We start from the raw sequence: 17,857 nt of genomic DNA, 5'->3' as shown, positions 1-17,857 counted from the left end.
GACCACGAAGGTCGCCTTTTTCTTTACCGGCAGAAATTACTGCACGGTCGGCACTTCACCGGCTTCCTGCATGCGCTGCATCTCTTGCGCGTACAGGGCGTCGAAGTTGACCGGCGACAGCATCAGCGCCGGGAACGAGCCGCGGGTCACCAGGCTATCCAGGGTCTCGCGGGCGTACGGGAACAGAATGTTCGGGCAGAACGCGCCGAGGGTGTGGCTCATCGAAGCGGCATCCAGGTTGGCGATCAGGAAGATACCAGCCTGCTGCACTTCGGCGATGAACGCCACTTCGTCACCGTTCTTGACGGTAACCGACAGGGTCAGCACTACTTCGTGGAAGTCGCCTTCCAGGGCTTTCTGACGGGTGTTCAGGTCCAGCGAGACGCTCGGCTCCCACTGCTGGCGGAAGATCTGCGGGCTTTTCGGCGCCTCGAACGACAGGTCGCGCACATAGATGCGCTGCAGGGAGAATTGTGGTGCGGTTTCTTCAGCGGCAGCGCCGTTGGTCTGTTGCTCGGTCATGGCAGATCCTTTTCCTAATGTTCTTGAATGCAGTGCGAATCAGGCCGCCAGCAGCGCGTCGAGCTTGCCGGCGCGCTCCAGGGCATAGAGGTCATCGCAACCCCCGACATGCATACTGCCGATCCAGATCTGCGGCACCGAGGTGCGGCCCGCCTTCTGGCTCATCTCGGCGCGCAGTTGGGGCTTGCCGTCGACCTTGATCTCTTCGAACGCCACGCCCTTGCTCTGGAGCAGGGACTTGGCGCGCATGCAGTAGGGGCAGTAGTCGCTGGAGTAAACGATGACGGGCTTCATGTCACTTCACCAGGGGCAGGTTATCGGCTTTCCAGCTGGATACGCCACCGCTGAGCTTGGCCGCGGTGTAACCAGCCTTGAGCAGCTCGCGGCAAATGCTGCCGGACTGCTGGCCCATCGCGTCGACGACGATCAGGGTCTTCTCTTTGTGCTTTTCCAGCTCGGTCATGCGGCTGACCAGCTTGTCCTGCGGGATGTTCACTGCCCCGACGATGTGCCCGGCCGAGTAGTCCTTGGCGGGGCGGATATCGATCACCAGCGCCTTGTCGGCGTTGACCAGCGCGGTCAGCTGGCCGTTGCTCAGGCTCTGGCCGCCGCGGCGGACTTCGTTGATCAGCAGCAAAACCAGCAGAACGACGAAGATCGCCACCAGGATGAAGTGATCTGTCGCGAATTGAATCAGGTGAGCAACCATCGGGGGTGTTCCAGGCGATTGAAAATGGCGGCCAGTATACACAGCCCCCCATGACCGCCAAAGCCCACCGGGCCACCGGCAAACCGGGCTGGATGGCACATAGCCGAGTGCGCCGGTCAGGCAAAGGGAGGAATATTCGCCGCCGCTGGCGTATTTGCCCTAAAATGCGTGTCTTTATCATCTTTGAACAACCGTGAGTTTGATTGATGACGAGCACGCCTAAACCCCTGGTCCTGATCATCCTGGATGGCTTCGGTCACAGCGAAAGCCCCGAATACAACGCCATCTACTCCGCCAACACACCGGTCTACGACCGCCTGCGCGCCACCCAGCCGCATGGCCTGATCTCCGGTTCCGGCATGGACGTGGGGCTGCCCGACGGGCAGATGGGCAACTCGGAAGTCGGTCACATGAACCTCGGCGCCGGCCGCGTGGTGTACCAGGACTTCACCCGGGTGACCAAGGCCATCCGTGACGGCGAGTTCTTCGAAAACCCGGTGCTCACCAGCGCAGTGGACAAGGCTGCCGCCGCCGGCAAGGCCGTGCACATCCTTGGCCTGCTCTCCGACGGCGGCGTGCACAGCCACCAGGACCACCTGATCGCCATGGCCGAACTGGCCGCCCAGCGTGGCGCCGAGAAGATCTACCTGCACGCCTTCCTCGATGGCCGCGACACTCCGCCACGCAGCGCCCAGTCGTCCATCGAACTGCTCGACGCCACCTTCGCCAAGCTGGGCAAAGGCCGCATCGCCAGCCTGATCGGCCGCTATTACGCGATGGACCGCGACAACCGCTGGGACCGCGTGCAAGCCGCCTACGACCTGATCGTCGACAGCGCCGCCGAATACACCGCGCCGAACGCCGTGGCCGGCCTTGAGGCCGCCTACGCCCGCGATGAGAGCGACGAGTTCGTCAAAGCCACGCGCATCGGCGAGGCGGTGAAGGTCGAAGACGGCGATGCGGTGATCTTCATGAACTTCCGCGCCGACCGCGCCCGCGAACTGTCGCGCGTGTTCGTCGAGCCCGAGTTCAACGAGTTCCCGCGCGCGCGCCTGCCCAAGCTGGCGGCCTACATCGGCCTGACCCAGTACTCGGCGAAGATCCCCGCCCCCGCTGCCTTCGCCCCGGCCAGCCTGCACAACGTACTCGGCGAATACCTGGCGAAAAACGGCAAGACCCAGCTGCGCATCGCCGAAACCGAGAAATACGCCCATGTCACCTTCTTCTTCTCCGGCGGGCGCGAAGAACCGTTCGAAGGCGAAGAGCGCATCCTGATCCCATCGCCAAAGGTCGCCACCTACGACCTACAGCCGGAAATGAGCGCGCCGGAAGTTACCGACCGCATAGTCGAAGCCATCGAGCAGCAGCGCTTTGACGTGATCGTGGTCAACTATGCCAACGGCGACATGGTCGGCCACACCGGCGTGTTCGACGCCGCGGTCAAGGCCGTGGAGGCCCTGGATGGCTGTGTCGGGCGCATCGTCGAGGCGCTGGACAAGGTCGGCGGCGAAGCACTGATCACCGCCGACCATGGCAACGTCGAACAGATGGAGGACGAATGCACCGGCCAGGCGCATACCGCGCACACCACCGAACCGGTACCGTTCATCTATGTCGGCAAGCGCAAGGTCAAGGTGCGTGACGGCGGCGTGCTGGCCGACGTGGCGCCGACCATGCTCAAGCTGATGGGGCTGGAAAAACCGGCAGAGATGACCGGGACCTCGATCCTGGTTGATGCCTGATCGAGACCTGTTCGCCGGCAAGCCGGCTCCTACAGAAGCCTCGTAGGAGCCGGCTTGCCGGCGAACGGTAGCGCTAAAACACCTGGATTCCAGACAAACGCCTCGCCACACACGCCGCGAGGCGTTTTTTTTGCAGGCCCGGGCGGGCATACTAGGCCAGTCTCCATCCCTGGTACGCCCAACCCCATGCTCCGCGCCCTCATCCTACTCGCCCTGTCATGCCTGCTCACCCCGGCCTTCGCCGCCGATGAGCGCGCACAGACCCAGCAACAGCTGGACGCCACCCGCCAGGACATCGCCGAGCTGAAAAAAATGCTGGGCAAGCTCCAGGAGGAAAAAGCCGGCGTACAGAAAGACCTCAAGTCCACCGAGACCGATATCGGCAACCTCGAAAAACAGGTGGAGGCACTGCAAAAAGAATTAAAAAAGACCGAGGGCGAGCTGGAGCGCCTTGATCACGAGAAAAAAAAACTCCAGAGCGCCCGCGTTGAACAGCAACGCCTGATTGCCATCCAGGCCCGTTCGGCCTACCAGAACAACGGTCGCGAGGAATACCTCAAGCTGCTGCTCAACCAGCAGAACCCCGAGAAATTCGCCCGCACCCTGACCTACTACGACTACCTGAGCCAGGCGCGCCTGGCGCAGTTGCGCGCCTTCAACGAAACGCTGCGCCAGCTGGCAAACGTCGAGCAGGACATCGGCCGCCAGCAGGAACAACTGCTGACCCAGCGCGCCGATCTCGACAATCGCCGCCAGGCCCTGGTCGCCGAGCGCGACAAGCGCCAACAAGTGCTGGCCAAGCTCAACAACGACATGAAAGCACGCGACCAGAGGCTGCAAAGCCGCGAGCAGGACCAGGCCGACCTGAGCAAGGTGCTCAAGACCATCGAGGAAACCCTAGCCCGCCAGGCCCGCGAAGCCGAGGAAGCCCGCCAGCGCGCCCTGCTGGCCAAGCAGGAAGAAGAACAGCGACGCAAGGCCCAGGCCCTGGCCGCCGCCCGTGACAATGCCCCCGAAGAAGCCCCGAAAAAAGCCCGCACCACCCTGGGCCCGGTGGTTTCCAGCGACGGCGCCAGCTATGGCGGCGCTTTTTCTGCAGCCCGGGGCAAACTTCCATGGCCGGTCAATGGTCGATTGCTGGCACGCTTCGGTGACGCCCGCGGCAGCGATGCCCGGGCCAAGTGGGACGGGGTGATGATCGGCGCCAGCGCCGGCACCCAGGTGCGCGCTGTGCATGGCGGGCGCGTGGTGTTCGCCGACTGGTTGCGCGGCGCCGGACTTCTGGTCATCCTCGACCATGGCAACGGTTACCTGAGCCTGTACGGCCACAACCAGAGCCTGCTCAAGAGCGCCGGCGACATCGTCAAGGCCGGCGAGGCGATCTCCACTGTCGGCGACAGCGGCGGCCAGGACAGCGCCGGGCTGTACTTCGCGATTCGCCAGCAAGGCCGGCCCAGCGACCCCGCGCAATGGTGCCGAGGCTAGTTAATGCTACTTTTACGGCGCCACCCACGAAACGGCGGCGCCGATGCTCCCAACAGGAGCACCAACAGGATCAGGAGTTCGTTCGACATGCTGCACTCGCCCCGCCTCACCCAGCTGGCCCTGACCATCGCCCTGGTCGTCGGCGCGCCCCTGGCCGTTGCCGCCGAGCCGGCCAAGCCGATGGCGGCCAAGCCCGCCGCGGTGCCGGCCACCGAGGTGACCGCCAAGGCGCCGCTGCCGCTGGACGAGCTGCGCACCTTCGCCGAGGTCATGGACCGCATCAAGGCCGCCTATGTCGAGCCGGTGGATGACAAGACCCTGCTGGAAAACGCCATCAAGGGCATGCTCAGCAACCTCGATCCGCACTCGGCCTACCTCGGCCCCGAGGACTTCCAGGAGCTGCAGGAAAGCACCAGCGGTGAGTTCGGTGGCCTGGGCATAGAGGTCGGGATGGAAGACGGCTTCGTCAAAGTGGTCTCGCCCATCGACGACACGCCTGCCTCGCGCGCCGGCATCGAGGCCGGCGACCTGATCGTCAAGATCAACGGCGCGCCGACCCGCGGCCAGAGCATGACCGAAGCCGTGGACAAGATGCGCGGCAAGATCGGCGAGAAGATCACCCTGACCCTGGTCCGCGATGGCGGCACGCCGTTCGACGTCACGCTGGCCCGCGCAGTGATCCAGGTCAAGAGCGTCAAGAGCCAACTGCTGGAAAACGACTACGGCTACATCCGCATCACCCAGTTCCAGGTCAAGACTGGCGACGAGGTAGGCAAGGCCCTGGCCAAGCTGCGCAAGGACAACGGCAAGAAGCTGCGCGGCGTGGTCCTCGACCTGCGCAACAACCCCGGCGGCGTGCTGCAATCGGCGGTGGAAGTGGCCGACCACTTCCTGACCAAGGGCCTGATCGTCTACACCAAGGGCCGTATCGCCAACTCCGAACTGCGCTACTCCGCCGACCCGGCCGACGCCAGCGCGGGCGTGCCATTGGTGGTGCTGATCAACGGCGGCAGCGCCTCGGCCTCGGAAATCGTCGCCGGCGCCCTGCAAGACCAGAAACGCGCCGTGCTGATGGGCACCGACAGCTTCGGCAAGGGCTCGGTGCAGACCGTGCTGCCACTGGCCAACGACCGCGCGCTCAAGCTCACCACCGCGCTGTACTTCACCCCCAACGGCCGCTCGATCCAGGCCCAGGGCATCGTTCCGGACATCGAGGTGCGCCCGGCCAAGCTCACCGCCGAGGCCGACACCGACAACTTCAAGGAAGCCGACCTGCAGGGCCACCTGGGCAACGGCAACGGTGGCGCCGACCGCCCGAGCGGCAGCGCCAAGCGCAAGGACCGGCCGCAAGACAACGACTTCCAGCTCAGCCAGGCCCTCAGCCTGCTCAAGGGCCTGAACATCACCAAGGGTGACTGAAGCCTCCCATGCGTTATCTGCTGTCCCTGCTGTTCTGCCTGTTGGCCGGTGTCGCGCACGCGGCACCTGCCGGCAAGGCCTACATGAGCATCATCATCGACGACCTCGGCCAGAGCAGCGCACGCGACAGCCGCACCCTCGCCCTGCCCGGACCGGTGACGATGGCGATCATGCCCGACACCCCGCACGCCACCGACTTCGCCCGCCAGGCCCACAAGGCCGGGCGCACGGTGATCCTGCACATGCCCATGGACCCGGCTACCGGGCCCTATGCCTGGCATCCAGGCATCGCCATCGAGGAACTGGCTCGACGCCTGGACCATGCCCTGGCCAAGGTGCCCTATGCCGCGGGCATCAACAACCACATGGGCAGCCGCATGACGGCGCAGCGCGAACCCATGAGCTGGTTGATGGGGGATCTGCAACGGCGTCATCTGTTCTTCGTCGACAGCCGTACCAGCGCGGCCACCGTGGCAGCAGCCGAGGCCCAGGCACGGGGACTGGCGCATGTCTCGCGGGACGTGTTCCTCGATGACGAGCGCACCACCGAAGCCATTGCCGGGCAGTTGCGCAAAGGCATCGAGCTGGCGCGCAAGCAAGGCTCGGCGGTACTGATCGGACACCCCTACCCGCAGACGCTGGAAGTACTGGAACGCGAGATCCCCCGGCTCAAGGGCCAGGGGGTCGAACTGATCAGCCTGCGCCAGATGATCGCCGAACGTGGCAACCAGGCCATGCCCGCTCATGGCAGGCATGGGGTCTACAGCAACCGCTGAGGCATCAATCGAACGGGATCAGGCCGTCCACCTGGGCAAGTTGTACATTGCCGCGATAGATCGGCAGCAACTCATTGCGCGCGAGCGCCGCGCGCAACTGGGCCTCCCGCCCCAGCTTGCGCTCGGCCCAGAGCTTGATATGCCCCTTGCTGAACTGCCGCCTGGGGGTATCCGCCGCCGGGTAGTGGAAGTGCGCCTCCCATAAGCCGCCCCCAGGACGCCCCTCTTTTCTGGGCTTGCGCCGGATCTCGTAGACATCCAGATAATCATCCGCCTTGAGCGGCGTGCGCCCAGGCACGCGGACAACGGTCACCTGATCACGCCCCAGCAGGTAGCGCAGGCTCTCGGCATTCGGGTGGCTCGTCGTCAGGTACAGGGCCTCGAGCAGGTCTTGACGAGACGAGTCCAAACGGTTGATTCCAGCCTCCAGCGCTTCGCGCAGCTCAACGTACTCAGCGTCATCCGGCAGGCCCCCCAGCACGTCCCGGAGCTTGTCGATATGCTCGTCGATGATAGTGGACAACCCGTTGGGCTCGTCGGTCTTGACATACTGCTTGGCCAACTTGACCACCGACTCGATCTGCCCGACCAGCTTGCGCCCCTGCTTTCCCAGCCTGCCAGTGTCGACGACTGGCGCAGGTTGCGAATCACGGAGGGTAACGTCCTCGACCCACTCCTCCCCCTGGCGACGAAACGTTTTAAGCACCGAGTTGCGCGAGTCCATCTGCTGCACGACATCCTCGCCATCCAATTGTCGGTGCTCACCGACGATGCTCTTGCCACGCTGAGTCCTGACTACCCGTCGCTTGCCGCCACGCATCGCGTATACAGCCGGACGAGGCGGCGCTGTTTCAGCCAGTTGTTGCTCGCGAACGGCTTGCCCCAACGCGTCCTCGGCGCTGTCTATCAACGCTCGAAGCGCCTTGCGATAGTCCTGCAATCGGGGTGGGCGAATTGCATCCCCTCCCAGACTGGACAGGTATTGGCTCATGACCTCGGCCTGGGCATAGGACTCCAGCACCCCCGTGAGAATATCGATGCGTTCGTTTAGGGTCACGCCGCTCCCCGCCAGATCCCCATGGGCGGCTCCCGCGCTGACCAGCTCAGGCCCGGACAAGTACTGCGCATATGCCTCCAAGGTGCTCTCATCAACGCTCGCCAGACGATTCAGACTCGCCTCGGCGAGATCCGTCAAGCGCCTGAAGGCCAGTTCGGTGGCGGTCAAACGGCGCTGCTCGATGACGTTCTGCAATTGCCTTTGCTTATCGGCTGGCCTGCCATTGGCGCCTGGCTGGAAGAGGATAGAATCATCGCGCAGGGTATCCTCCAATAGCTGGTCATACTCAACAGACAGGCTGATCAACTCGCCCTCCCAACCAATGACTCGCTCCAGCTGTGTATAAAAGTCCTGGTAATACTGGATCTCTTCCGACGAATCAGGAAGGATCGCCATGGCATCGCTCAACGCTTGCACGTCCACATCGTTGATCAAGGTAGTCAGCTCGTTGTAGTAGATCTCACAACGCGAAAGCAGCTCCTCACGCGTGGCATTGCGCTGCAGCCTGATCGCCTCCGGCAGCATGGGGTCAGTCAGCCTCATCGACTCAAGGCGCGAAACCACCTTGTCCTGCGCGAGGCCCTTCTCGACCAGCCCCCTCAAGTCCTCGACAACTCGCAACTTGGCCTGATGCTGTATTCTCTGCTGGAGCTGCAAGCGTTGTTCGACGTGCGCCTCCCTGGGCTCGATAGCTTGCAGCGCTCTCAAGTCCGCAGTCGCCCGGGTGTAGAAATCGCGATGCCTGGCGAACTCCCGATCCAGTCCGAGCAATTCGGTAATGAGTCTTTTCTCTTCGTCCTTCAGTGCCACGATCAGGCGCTGGTTCTCCTGCTGCTTGAGCGCGAGACGGGTTTTGGGCCCTCCTCCTGCCAGCCTCATCGAGGCGTCGATACGCCAAGCACCATCCTGCTGGGTGATCCATGCCTGCGGCGCACCCTGCGCATCGAGGAGGCGTACTTCGCCGTCGAGTACCGTCACCGGATAGACATCATTGGCCATTACCGCATACAGCCGCCCATCAACTGGATAGAGCCCGCTCGCCTCCCCCGCGCCCAACGGCGCGATACCTTCGAGGTTCACGCTCACACGCAACTGGCGAACAGCCTGGCGCCGCTGCGGATCGAGCCAGTTGAAGCCGGCGTTACCACGCCAGGAAAAATCCAATTGCGTATCCACTACCGCGCCCGGCAAACCGACTTTGCCTTGGGTCGGCTCCACGCTTGCTTCGCGGCCCTGCGAGTAGCCGTGCAAGGCGTAGTCAAACCCAGCCACAGGCTCAGGCAGCGTGGACGTCACCCCAGGTAGTTGCTTATGCAGCAAGACCATGCCGACATTGAGTACCAGGTCCACCACCGCTTGCGATGCATCAAACGCAGTACCTTCGAGCAATGCCGACACATCGCTCGAAAACGCCATGACCGATTGTGTCAACCATGCCACCACCGCGACCGGCCCCCGCAACAGCGGCGCTGCAGTCTGGAACAACAGCCAGGCTACCTGTTCGAACATCCGCCAACGGCTTTGCGCCGTGGAGGTCGTCGCTTGTTCGGCGATGGCTACCAACCAGTCACGATTGGCGTTGTACAGCTTGCTGTCGACATCGATGTGCCAGAAGCGCTGAGCCAACTGCGCCGGCTCGGGCAGCAGGCCAGGGTCGATGCCAGCGTGCACCAGGAGGGTATCGCCGCTGAGATCGCCGTGGTAATGCGTGCGCGCATCCTCGTCCAGCCATTGCAGAACGCTGGCGCGCAAGGTGGACGACTGACGAATCGAACTACCGAGCGCCTCCAGGTCGCTGAACTCCCGCACAGCCTCGTGGCCGTATAGTGGCCGATAAAGGATCACCCGCGCAGGTGCGATGCAGCTCAGCACATACATGCCATGCACGGTGTCATGGCGCGATGATGGTCCCACCTCGGTGTAAGCCAGCGGCATCAGCGAGGTAGTCGTATCGGCCAAGCCGCGCACATAGTCGGTGACAATCTGCAGCCCAGCCTCGCTGAGCTTGCCGTCGAGCCTTGCCGCCAGCGCGCTGAACAGCAGCGCCTGGCGCCACTCCCTGGCGAAGTGCTCGACACGCTGTGCGCGCCCTTGCTGCGCGTCCATTGACCGCGCCACGTAAGCGGGATATCGGCCACCGATATCGACGCGCTGGACCAGCGCCCGCAAGTAATCGGCGGTCAACCACGGCATGATCAGCTGGCCATCGCGGTGCTGGACCGCCGTGATGAGCGCGCCCTGCAACGACCCCAGGTTGCCGATGGCGAAGTCCGTCAGCGACTTGCCGGCAAGCGGCACCAGCGGCTCGCCACCGCCCGCCCCCGTGGCGGCCCCTCCGGGCACGCCCTCGGCGCTTTTAAGCTCGAGGATCAGGTCATCCGACTGGTAGTTGGCATCGAGCGGATGATCCTCCAGCATGGCCTGACGCAACTGCTTACGGGTATAGCTGCGCAAATCCTCAATGCCGTCCAACGCCCGTGCCCCCTGCGAGACGGCCTGGTCCAGCGCCAGCGCGAACAGCGCATCCTGGTAGGCAAAACTGCTGGCCACGCCAGCCCTGGCCACACCCGGCGGCAGCACGGCCTGGCGGGGCGGGGCGAGGTAATAACCGTCGATGAACCATTGCGCGGGATCGCTCAAGGCATCGATCACGCGGTTTTTCTCAGACGCCCCTTCCTGCACCCGGCCAGCAACCTGCTGCGACCGCGCAAACATGGCCTCCAGCATCAGTGCCGCCTGCTGGGCGAACACATCGCCCTCCAGCTCCTGACGATGCCAGGTCATCTCATCGAAGCGATGGCGACCGGCCAACTCGTCACGCAGCGCCGTGGCAAAATCGCCGAGCGAGTCGAAGGCCCTGACCACGCTCGATGGCGAACACCACAGGATCACCTGCTGCTCATCCCATTCCCCGGTCACCAGCAGGCACGCCTGCTGTTCGTTGAAGTGCTGGCCCTTGGACGTCATCTGCACGTTCACCGCGAAGACCGACGGACGCTTGGCGATCGGGCCAAGCAACCCATGCACGCAGGCTTGCTGATAAGTATCCAGCCCCTGCAGCGGCAAGTTGCGCAACAGGGCCATCTTCAGCACCAATTGCAACCAGCGGTCGCGACTGACACCGGACGGGCCAGCGGCGCGCCAATAATCCACCTGCGCCTGACGCCAATAGTCGGAGAGCGCCAAGAGCAGCTCGTCTAGTTCGGCATCGGACGCGTCGATCTGGTGGTACTCGAAACGATCCGAAGCCCCCGGGAATCGGTACGGCTCAGCTAGCGCCAAGCCGAAGTGGCGCCCGCCGACCGGATCGAGGCTCAGCGCGGTGCCGTCCAGCGCGGCCTGCACGGCCACATCGAGCAGCGGTTTTCTTTGCCAGGACTGCCTGTGCGGGTCAGGGATCAACAACTCCAAGGCATCCGCCGAAGCGAGCGTCGGCGTCACTCGCGCCAGAATGGGGTGTTTTCTGACCAGCAGCGCCAGCAGTTGCTCGCCCAGCACCTGTCGCAGCCTGGGTCGGTCGGCGAACTGCCGGGCAACCACCGCCTTGAAGTCGAAGAGAGGAAGTGTCGCGATTGACATGAGGGTGCACTCCATTGAACAGAGGCACCAGGGTGGCCATTTCGCCGTATCACCAGGCACTACATGTTGATAGTGCGCAGGCCGCAGGCGAAACGAAAAGGGCCCGGTTCTCGCGAACCGGGCCCTTGCCTGAGATCAGCCGTTATCAGCTGTACACACGCCCCAGCAACTGGCGGTGGCTTTCGAACTGATCAAGCACATCACGCACGATCTGCTCGCGGGTGAAGCCCATCAGGTCGTACTCCTGGCTGCCGTCGTGCAGGTACACCTCGGCGCGATAGAAGCGCTGCTGCACTTCCGGCTCGCCCTCGACCGGCGCCTCGCTCGGCGCGGCCAGGTAGCCATCCAGGCTGGCTTCGTAGACGAAGGGGTTGCCCTCTTCCATCATCACCCGCAGGCCCATCATGTTGCGCGATTGACCTACCCGGGTCTCGACCTCGAAGCCCAGGGTACGCAGCTGCTCGGCGGCTTCTTTCAGCGCCGGGCTGACCTGTTTGTCCATGAACCGCTGCACCACGGCCTGGGTCGGCTGCAGGTCCAGCTGGCTGAGACGCTCGCTGAAACCGCGACGGCCACGGGCGGCCAGTTCGGCGCGCTCGCTTTCGACCGCGACGTCCTGCTTCATGGCCTTCATCAGGCCGAACATGAACAGCACCAGGACTACCGAGAACGGCAGGCCGGCCAGTACCACCATGGTCTGCATGGCTTCGAAGTTACCGGCGAACAGCAGGCCGATGGTGACCAGGGTGATGACCACCGACCAGAACACCACCATCCAGTGCGGGGCGTCTTCGTCGACCTTGCCGCCTTTGCACGACAGGTTGGCCATCATCACCGCGCCGGAGTCGGCCGGGGTGAGGAACAGCACGAAGCCGACGAACACTGCCAGGCCGATGACGATCTTGGCGGCCGGGAAGAACTCCAGCAGCTGGTAGATCGACATTGATGGCTGTTCGAGCGCGGTCTTGCCCAGCTCCACCGCGCCCTGGTTGATCACCAGGTCCAATGCGGTGTTACCGAAGATCGACAGCCAGGCCAGGGTGAAGCCCAGCGGGATCAGCAGCACGCCGCTGACCAGCTGGCGCACGGTCCGGCCCTTGGAGATACGGGCAATGAACATGCCGACGAACGGGCCCCAGGAGATCCACCAAGCCCAGTAGAACACGGTCCACAGGCCCAGCCAGCGCTCGGACTTGTCGTTGTCGCCTTCATAGACATACAGGTCGAAGGTCTTCAGCACGACGCCGTTGAGGTAGTCACCGATGTTCTGCACGAAGCCGTTGAGCAGGTGCAGGGTATTGCCGGCCAGCAGCACGAAGATCAGCAGGCCGCTGAACAGCAGGATGTTCAGGTTGGACAGACGGCGGATGCCGTTCTCCACGCCCGACACCGCGGCCACGGTGGCAACGCCGGCCATGACCAGGATCACCACCAGCAGGTTGGTCTTGCTGTGGTCCATGCCGAACAGGTATTCCAGGCCCGAGGCCACCTGCATCGAGCCGATACCCAGGTTGGTCACCAGGCCCAGCAGGGTGACGAACATGCCGAAGATGTCCACGGCGTGGCCGGCACCGCCCTTGACCCAACGCTCGCCGACCAGCGGGTACAGCGCCGAGCGCAGTGCCAGCGGCTGGTTGTGGCGGTAGGCGAAGTAACCCACGGCCAGGCCGACCAGGGCGTAGATCGCCCAGCCGTGCAGGCCCCAGTGCAGGAAGGTCAGCTGCAGGCCCTGGCGCGCGGCCTCGAGGCTGGCGGGCGTGCCTTCTGGCGGGTTGAAGTAGTGATCCAGCGGCTCGGAGGCGCCAAAGTACAGCAGCGAGATACCGATACCGGAGGAGAACAGCATGCCGGCCCAGGCGCCGTAGCTGAAGTCGGGGGTGTCGTCCTTGCCGCCAAGCTTGAGCTTGCCGTAGTCGGAGAAGGCCAGGTAGACGACGAACAGCAGGTAACCGCAGATCACCAGCATGTAGTACCAGCCAAAGGTACGGGTCAGCCATTTCTGGGCGACACCCAGCACCTGGCCGGCGATATCGGGTACAGCGATCAGCAGGGCAGTCAGAACGAGGATCATCATCGCCGAGGTGAAGAACACCACGCGATTGACCCGTACCCGCTCGGCGGGAGGCTTTGTCAGGGAGGCAGAACTCATTGCACGAATGCTCCGGGCAGTGCGGCAGTGGAGGCTAAACAGTTATTTCCCACGCAATTGGTGCAATAGCCCTACTGCGACAGGTGTTATAAAAGCACCCTGGAAACCGTGATCCCGAATAGAAACGTTGCAAAAAAACCAGACCGGTCGCCTGTGAAAAACCACGCTCTCCGAGTGGAGGTGCGCGCATTCGCCACAGACACCTGGCCCGCTCCAAGGGCCGACCGCGCAGCCTGTGACCGCTCGGCAGAATCTGTATTTTGCATCGCCCATGCCCGTCAACGCCTTGTATTCCGGGGGTTACGCGATTTCCTGGGGTGTCGATTCGTGCTTCTGTGACCGTCCTGAAAACTGTCAATGGCACAAATTGTCGCAGAGCTTATTCTTTATTGATTGAACGTTCAATCAAAACAAAATAGACTGGCCTTCGCCGAGGCAGCCGCTCGTCGTCTGCCCGCAGGCCTGAGGAGATAGCAAGATGCCCAAGGTCGGTATGCAACCCATCCGCCGCCAGCAGTTGATCGAAGCCACCTTGCTGGCGGTCGATCAGGTCGGTCTGGGAGATGCCAGCATTGCGCTGATTGCCCGTTTGGCCGGTGTGTCGAACGGCATCATCAGTCACTACTTTCAGGACAAGAACGGCCTGATCGCAGCGACGATGCGCTACATCATGAACATGCTCAACGAGGGCGTGATCGCGCGTCGGCAGGCCCTCACGGATGACAGCCCGCGCGCCCACCTGAAGGTGATCATCGAGGGCAACTTCGATGCCAGCCAGGTGAACGGCCCGGCAATGAAAACCTGGCTGGCCTTCTGGGCCTCCAGCATGCACCAGCCGTCTTTGCACAGGTTGCAGCGGATCAACGATCACCGCTTGTATTCCAACCTGTGCTGCCAGTTCCGCCGCGTCCTGCCGCTTTACCATGCGCGCAAGGCTGCCCGCGGGCTGGCGGCGTTGATCGACGGCTTGTGGCTGCGTGGCGCCTTGTCGGGTGACGCATTCGACACCGAGCAGGCAATACGCATCGCTTACGAATACATGGATCTACAACTGGCTAAGCAGCAGACCCTGGGCACAACCGACCAGGCCGCTGAACAGCCGCGCGCAGCGACCAGCCAACCGGCAGGAGCGTGACGCGGTAGCCAACCACACACTGCACTTGCGAGGACACTATGGCCCGTTTCGGAACGCAAAAACTCTACATCGATGGCGCTTATGTCGACGCTGGCAGCGATGCCACCTTCGAAGCCATCAACCCAGCCACCGGCGAAGTCCTCGCCCACGTGCAGCGCGCTACCCAGGCTGACGTCGAGAAGGCCGTCGAGAGCGCAGAACGTGGCCAGAAAGTCTGGGCCGCGATGACCGCCATGCAGCGTTCGCGCATCCTGCGCCGCGCCGTCGAGATCCTGCGTGAGCGCAACGACGAGCTGGCCATGCTGGAAACCCTGGACACCGGCAAGTCGTACTCCGAAACCCGCTACGTCGACATCGTCACCGGCGCCGACGTGCTGGAATACTACGCAGGCCTGGTCCCGGCCATCGAAGGCGAGCAGATCCCGCTGCGCGAATCGTCCTTCGTCTACACCCGCCGCGAGCCGCTGGGCGTGACCGCCGGTATCGGTGCCTGGAACTACCCGATCCAGATCGCCCTGTGGAAATCCGCCCCGGCCCTGGCCGCCGGCAACGCGATGATCTTCAAGCCTTCGGAAGTCACCTCGCTGACCACCCTGAAACTGGCCGAGATCTTCACCGAGGCCGGCCTGCCGAACGGCGTGTTCAACGTCCTGACCGGCAGCGGCCGCGAAGTCGGCACCTGGCTGACCGAGCACCCGCGCATCGAGAAAGTCTCCTTCACCGGCGGCACCACCACCGGCAAGAAAGTCATGGCCAGCGCCTCGAGCTCCTCGCTCAAGGAAGTCACCATGGAACTGGGCGGCAAGTCGCCGCTGATCATCTGCGACGACGCCGACCTGGACAAGGCCGCCGACATCGCCATGATGGCCAACTTCTACAGTTCCGGTCAGGTCTGCACCAACGGCACCCGCGTGTTCATCCCAGCCTCGATGAAAGCTGCCTTCGAAGCCAAGATCGCCGAGCGCGTCGCGCGCATCCGCGTTGGCAACCCGGAAGACGAGAACACCAACTTCGGCCCGCTGGTCAGCTTCGCCCACATGGAAAGCGTGCTGTCGTACATTGCCAAGGGCAAAGAAGAAGGCGCCCGCGTTCTCTGCGGCGGTGAGCGTCTGCTGGATGGCGACTTCGCCAAGGGCGCGTTCGTCGCCCCGACCGTGTTCACCGACTGCTCCGACGACATGACCATCGTCAAGGAAGAGATCTTCGGCCCGGTGATGAGCATCCTCAGCTACGAGACCGAGGAAGAAGTCATCCGTCGCGCCAACGACACCGAATACGGCCTGGCCGCTGGTGTCTGCACCAACGACATCAGCCGCGCCCACCGCATCATCCACAAGCTCGAAGCCGGTATCTGCTGGATCAACGCCTGGGGCGAATCGCCGGCCGAAATGCCGGTCGGTGGCTACAAGCAGTCGGGCGTCGGCCGTGAGAACGGTGTCAGCTCGCTGGCTCAATACACCCGCATCAAGTCGGTCCAGGTCGAGCTGGGCGGCTACAACTCGGTTTTCTAAACCCTGTCTAGCCACGCCCGTGCCTTCGTGCACGGGCGTTTCCGCTCCCTGACAACTGCCAACGAGGGTACTTCAATGTCCCAAGAATTCGATTACATCATCGTCGGTGCCGGTTCGGCCGGTAACACCCTGGCCACCCGCCTGACCGAAGACGCCAGCGTCACCGTCCTGCTGCTGGAAGCCGGCGGTCCGGACTACCGCTTCGACTTCCGCACCCAGATGCCGGCCGCCCTGGCCTTCCCGCTGCAGGGTCGTCGCTACAACTGGGCCTACGAGACCGACCCGGAGCCACACATGGACGGCCGCCGCATGGAATGCGGTCGTGGCAAGGGCCTGGGTGGCTCCTCGCTGATCAACGGCATGTGCTACATCCGCGGCAACGCCATGGACTTCGACGGCTGGGCTGAACTGCCAGGCCTCGAGGACTGGACCTACCTGGACTGCCTGCCGTACTTCCGCAAAGCTGAAACCCGTGACATCGGCCCGAACGACTACCACGGCGGCGAAGGCCCGGTCAGCGTGGCCACGCCCAAGGCCGGCAACAACCCGCTGTTCCACGCCATGGTCGAGGCCGGCGTGCAGGCCGGTTACCCGCGCACCGAAGACCTCAACGGCTACCAGCAGGAAGGCTTCGGCCCGATGGACCGTTCGGTAACCAAGAAAGGCCGTCGTTCGAGCACCGCGCGCGGCTACCTGGACCAGGCCAAGAAGCGCCCGAACCTGACCATCGTCACCCACGCCCTGAGCGACCGCGTGCTGTTCGATGGCAAGCGCGCCGTGGGCGTGACCTACCTGGTCGGTGACAGCGAAGAGCGCGTCGAAGCCCGCGCGCGCAAAGAAGTCATCGTCAGCTCCGGCGCCATCGCCTCGCCGCAACTGCTGCAGCGCTCCGGCGTCGGCCCCCGTGCCCTGCTGGAAAGCCTCGACATTCCGGTGGTCCACGACCTGCCGGGCGTCGGCGAGAACCTGCAGGACCACCTTGAGCTGTACCTGCAGTACGCCTGCACCCAGCCAGTGTCGCTGTACCCATCGCTGCTGTGGTGGAACCAGCCGGCCATCGGTGCCGAGTGGCTGTTCAACGGCACCGGCATCGGCGCCAGCAACCAGTTCGAGGCCGGTGGTTTCATCCGTACTCGCCCTGAGTTCAAATGGCCTAACATCCAGTACCACTTCCTGCCGGTAGCCATCAACTACAACGGCTCGAACGGCGTGAAGGAACACGGCTTCCAGGCGCACATGGGTTCCATGCGCTCGCCGGCCCGTGGTCGCATCCAGGCCAAGTCGAAGAACCCACGCCAGCACCCGAGCATCCTGTTCAACTACATGTCCACCGAGCAGGACTGGCAGGAGTTCCGCGACGGCATCCGCCTGACCCGCGAAATCATGGCCCAGCCAGCGCTGGACCCGTACCGCGGTCGCGAGATCAGCCCGGGCGCCCACGTGCAAACCGATGAAGAACTGGACAAGTTCATCCGCGAGCACGCCGAGACCGCCTTCCACCCGTCCTGCTCGTGCAAGATGGGCACCGACGACATGGCCGTGGTCGATGGCGAGGGCCGCGTGCATGGCATGCAGGGTCTGCGCGTGGTCGACGCCTCGATCATGCCGCTGATCATCACCGGCAACCTCAACGCCACCACGATCATGATCGCCGAGAAAATCTCGGACAAGATCCGTGGCCGCAAGCCACTGCCGCGCAGCACCGCCAAGTACTACGTGGCCGGCGATGCCCCGGTGAAGGGCAAGCCGATGCGGGAAGTGAAGCAGGCGTAA

Annotated in this window: 12 protein-coding genes; 7 read left to right on the top strand and 5 right to left on the bottom strand. The window is 63.7% G+C overall.

The features are described from left to right. Positions 1-36: 36 nt before the first annotated feature. Genes secB through E3U47_RS10535 form a run of 3 tightly spaced genes read right to left on the bottom strand, consistent with a single transcriptional unit; the run spans position 37 to position 1,231 of the window. The gene (secB, locus tag E3U47_RS10545) at positions 37-522 is read right to left on the bottom strand and encodes a protein-export chaperone SecB (RefSeq protein WP_134691382.1); all 486 of its coding nucleotides are present in this window, start codon (positions 520-522) and stop codon (positions 37-39) included. A 39-nt stretch (positions 523-561) separates the two neighbouring features. After that, a complete protein-coding gene (gene grxC, locus E3U47_RS10540) occupies positions 562-816 on the bottom strand; it encodes a glutaredoxin 3 (protein ID WP_134691381.1) in 255 nt (84 codons plus the stop codon). 1 nt (position 817) lies between these two features. Beyond that, positions 818-1,231 carry a rhodanese-like domain-containing protein gene (locus E3U47_RS10535; protein WP_134691380.1) on the bottom strand — a complete coding sequence of 138 codons (414 nt, stop codon included), beginning with the start codon at positions 1,229-1,231 and terminating at the stop codon, positions 818-820. 206 nt (positions 1,232-1,437) lie between these two features. Between E3U47_RS10535 and gpmI the strand changes: the two genes are divergently transcribed. The 4 genes from gpmI to E3U47_RS10515 all read left to right on the top strand — a co-directional run bounded on the left by gpmI (position 1,438) and on the right by E3U47_RS10515 (position 6,653). Beyond that, positions 1,438-2,973 (top strand): 2,3-bisphosphoglycerate-independent phosphoglycerate mutase, encoded by a 1,536-nt coding sequence (gene gpmI / locus E3U47_RS10530; protein WP_134691379.1) that lies wholly within the window; start codon positions 1,438-1,440, stop codon positions 2,971-2,973. 186 nt (positions 2,974-3,159) lie between these two features. Beyond that, a complete protein-coding gene (locus tag E3U47_RS10525; RefSeq protein ID WP_134691378.1) occupies positions 3,160-4,458 on the top strand; it encodes a murein hydrolase activator EnvC in 1,299 nt (432 codons plus the stop codon). 87 nt (positions 4,459-4,545) lie between these two features. Next, positions 4,546-5,877, top strand: a complete 1,332-nt coding sequence (locus tag E3U47_RS10520) for a S41 family peptidase (RefSeq protein ID WP_134691377.1) — start codon at positions 4,546-4,548, stop codon at positions 5,875-5,877. Positions 5,878-5,885: 8 nt separating this feature from the next. After that, complete coding sequence (locus tag E3U47_RS10515) at positions 5,886-6,653, top strand: divergent polysaccharide deacetylase family protein (protein WP_134691376.1); 768 nt, start codon at positions 5,886-5,888, stop codon at positions 6,651-6,653. A 4-nt stretch (positions 6,654-6,657) separates the two neighbouring features. Here E3U47_RS10515 and E3U47_RS10510 read toward each other — a convergent pair whose 3' ends face one another. Together E3U47_RS10510 and E3U47_RS10505 are read right to left on the bottom strand one after the other, a co-directional pair. After that, complete coding sequence (locus E3U47_RS10510; RefSeq protein ID WP_134691375.1) at positions 6,658-11,289, bottom strand: dermonecrotic toxin domain-containing protein; 4,632 nt, start codon at positions 11,287-11,289, stop codon at positions 6,658-6,660. A 145-nt stretch (positions 11,290-11,434) separates the two neighbouring features. After that, positions 11,435-13,438 (bottom strand): BCCT family transporter, encoded by a 2,004-nt coding sequence (locus E3U47_RS10505; protein ID WP_134691374.1) that lies wholly within the window; start codon positions 13,436-13,438, stop codon positions 11,435-11,437. A gap of 478 nt (positions 13,439-13,916) precedes the next feature. Here E3U47_RS10505 and betI point away from each other — a divergent pair, with 478 nt between their 5' ends. The 3 genes from betI (at position 13,917) to betA (ending at position 17,857) form a co-directional block, all read left to right on the top strand. Then, positions 13,917-14,573, top strand: coding sequence for a transcriptional regulator BetI (gene betI / locus E3U47_RS10500; RefSeq protein WP_134691373.1), 657 nt, complete (start codon positions 13,917-13,919; stop codon positions 14,571-14,573). A gap of 38 nt (positions 14,574-14,611) precedes the next feature. Beyond that, positions 14,612-16,084, top strand: a complete 1,473-nt coding sequence (gene betB, locus E3U47_RS10495; RefSeq protein ID WP_134691372.1) for a betaine-aldehyde dehydrogenase — start codon at positions 14,612-14,614, stop codon at positions 16,082-16,084. A gap of 75 nt (positions 16,085-16,159) precedes the next feature. Next, a complete protein-coding gene (gene betA, locus E3U47_RS10490; RefSeq protein WP_134691371.1) occupies positions 16,160-17,857 on the top strand; it encodes a choline dehydrogenase in 1,698 nt (565 codons plus the stop codon).

It is taken from the genome of Pseudomonas sp. RIT623, from assembly GCF_004519305.1.
Lineage (GTDB): Bacteria > Pseudomonadota > Gammaproteobacteria > Pseudomonadales > Pseudomonadaceae > Aquipseudomonas.
The sequence above is the reverse complement of the archived record's forward strand: the minus strand, read 5'-3'. Positions and strand labels throughout refer to the sequence as shown.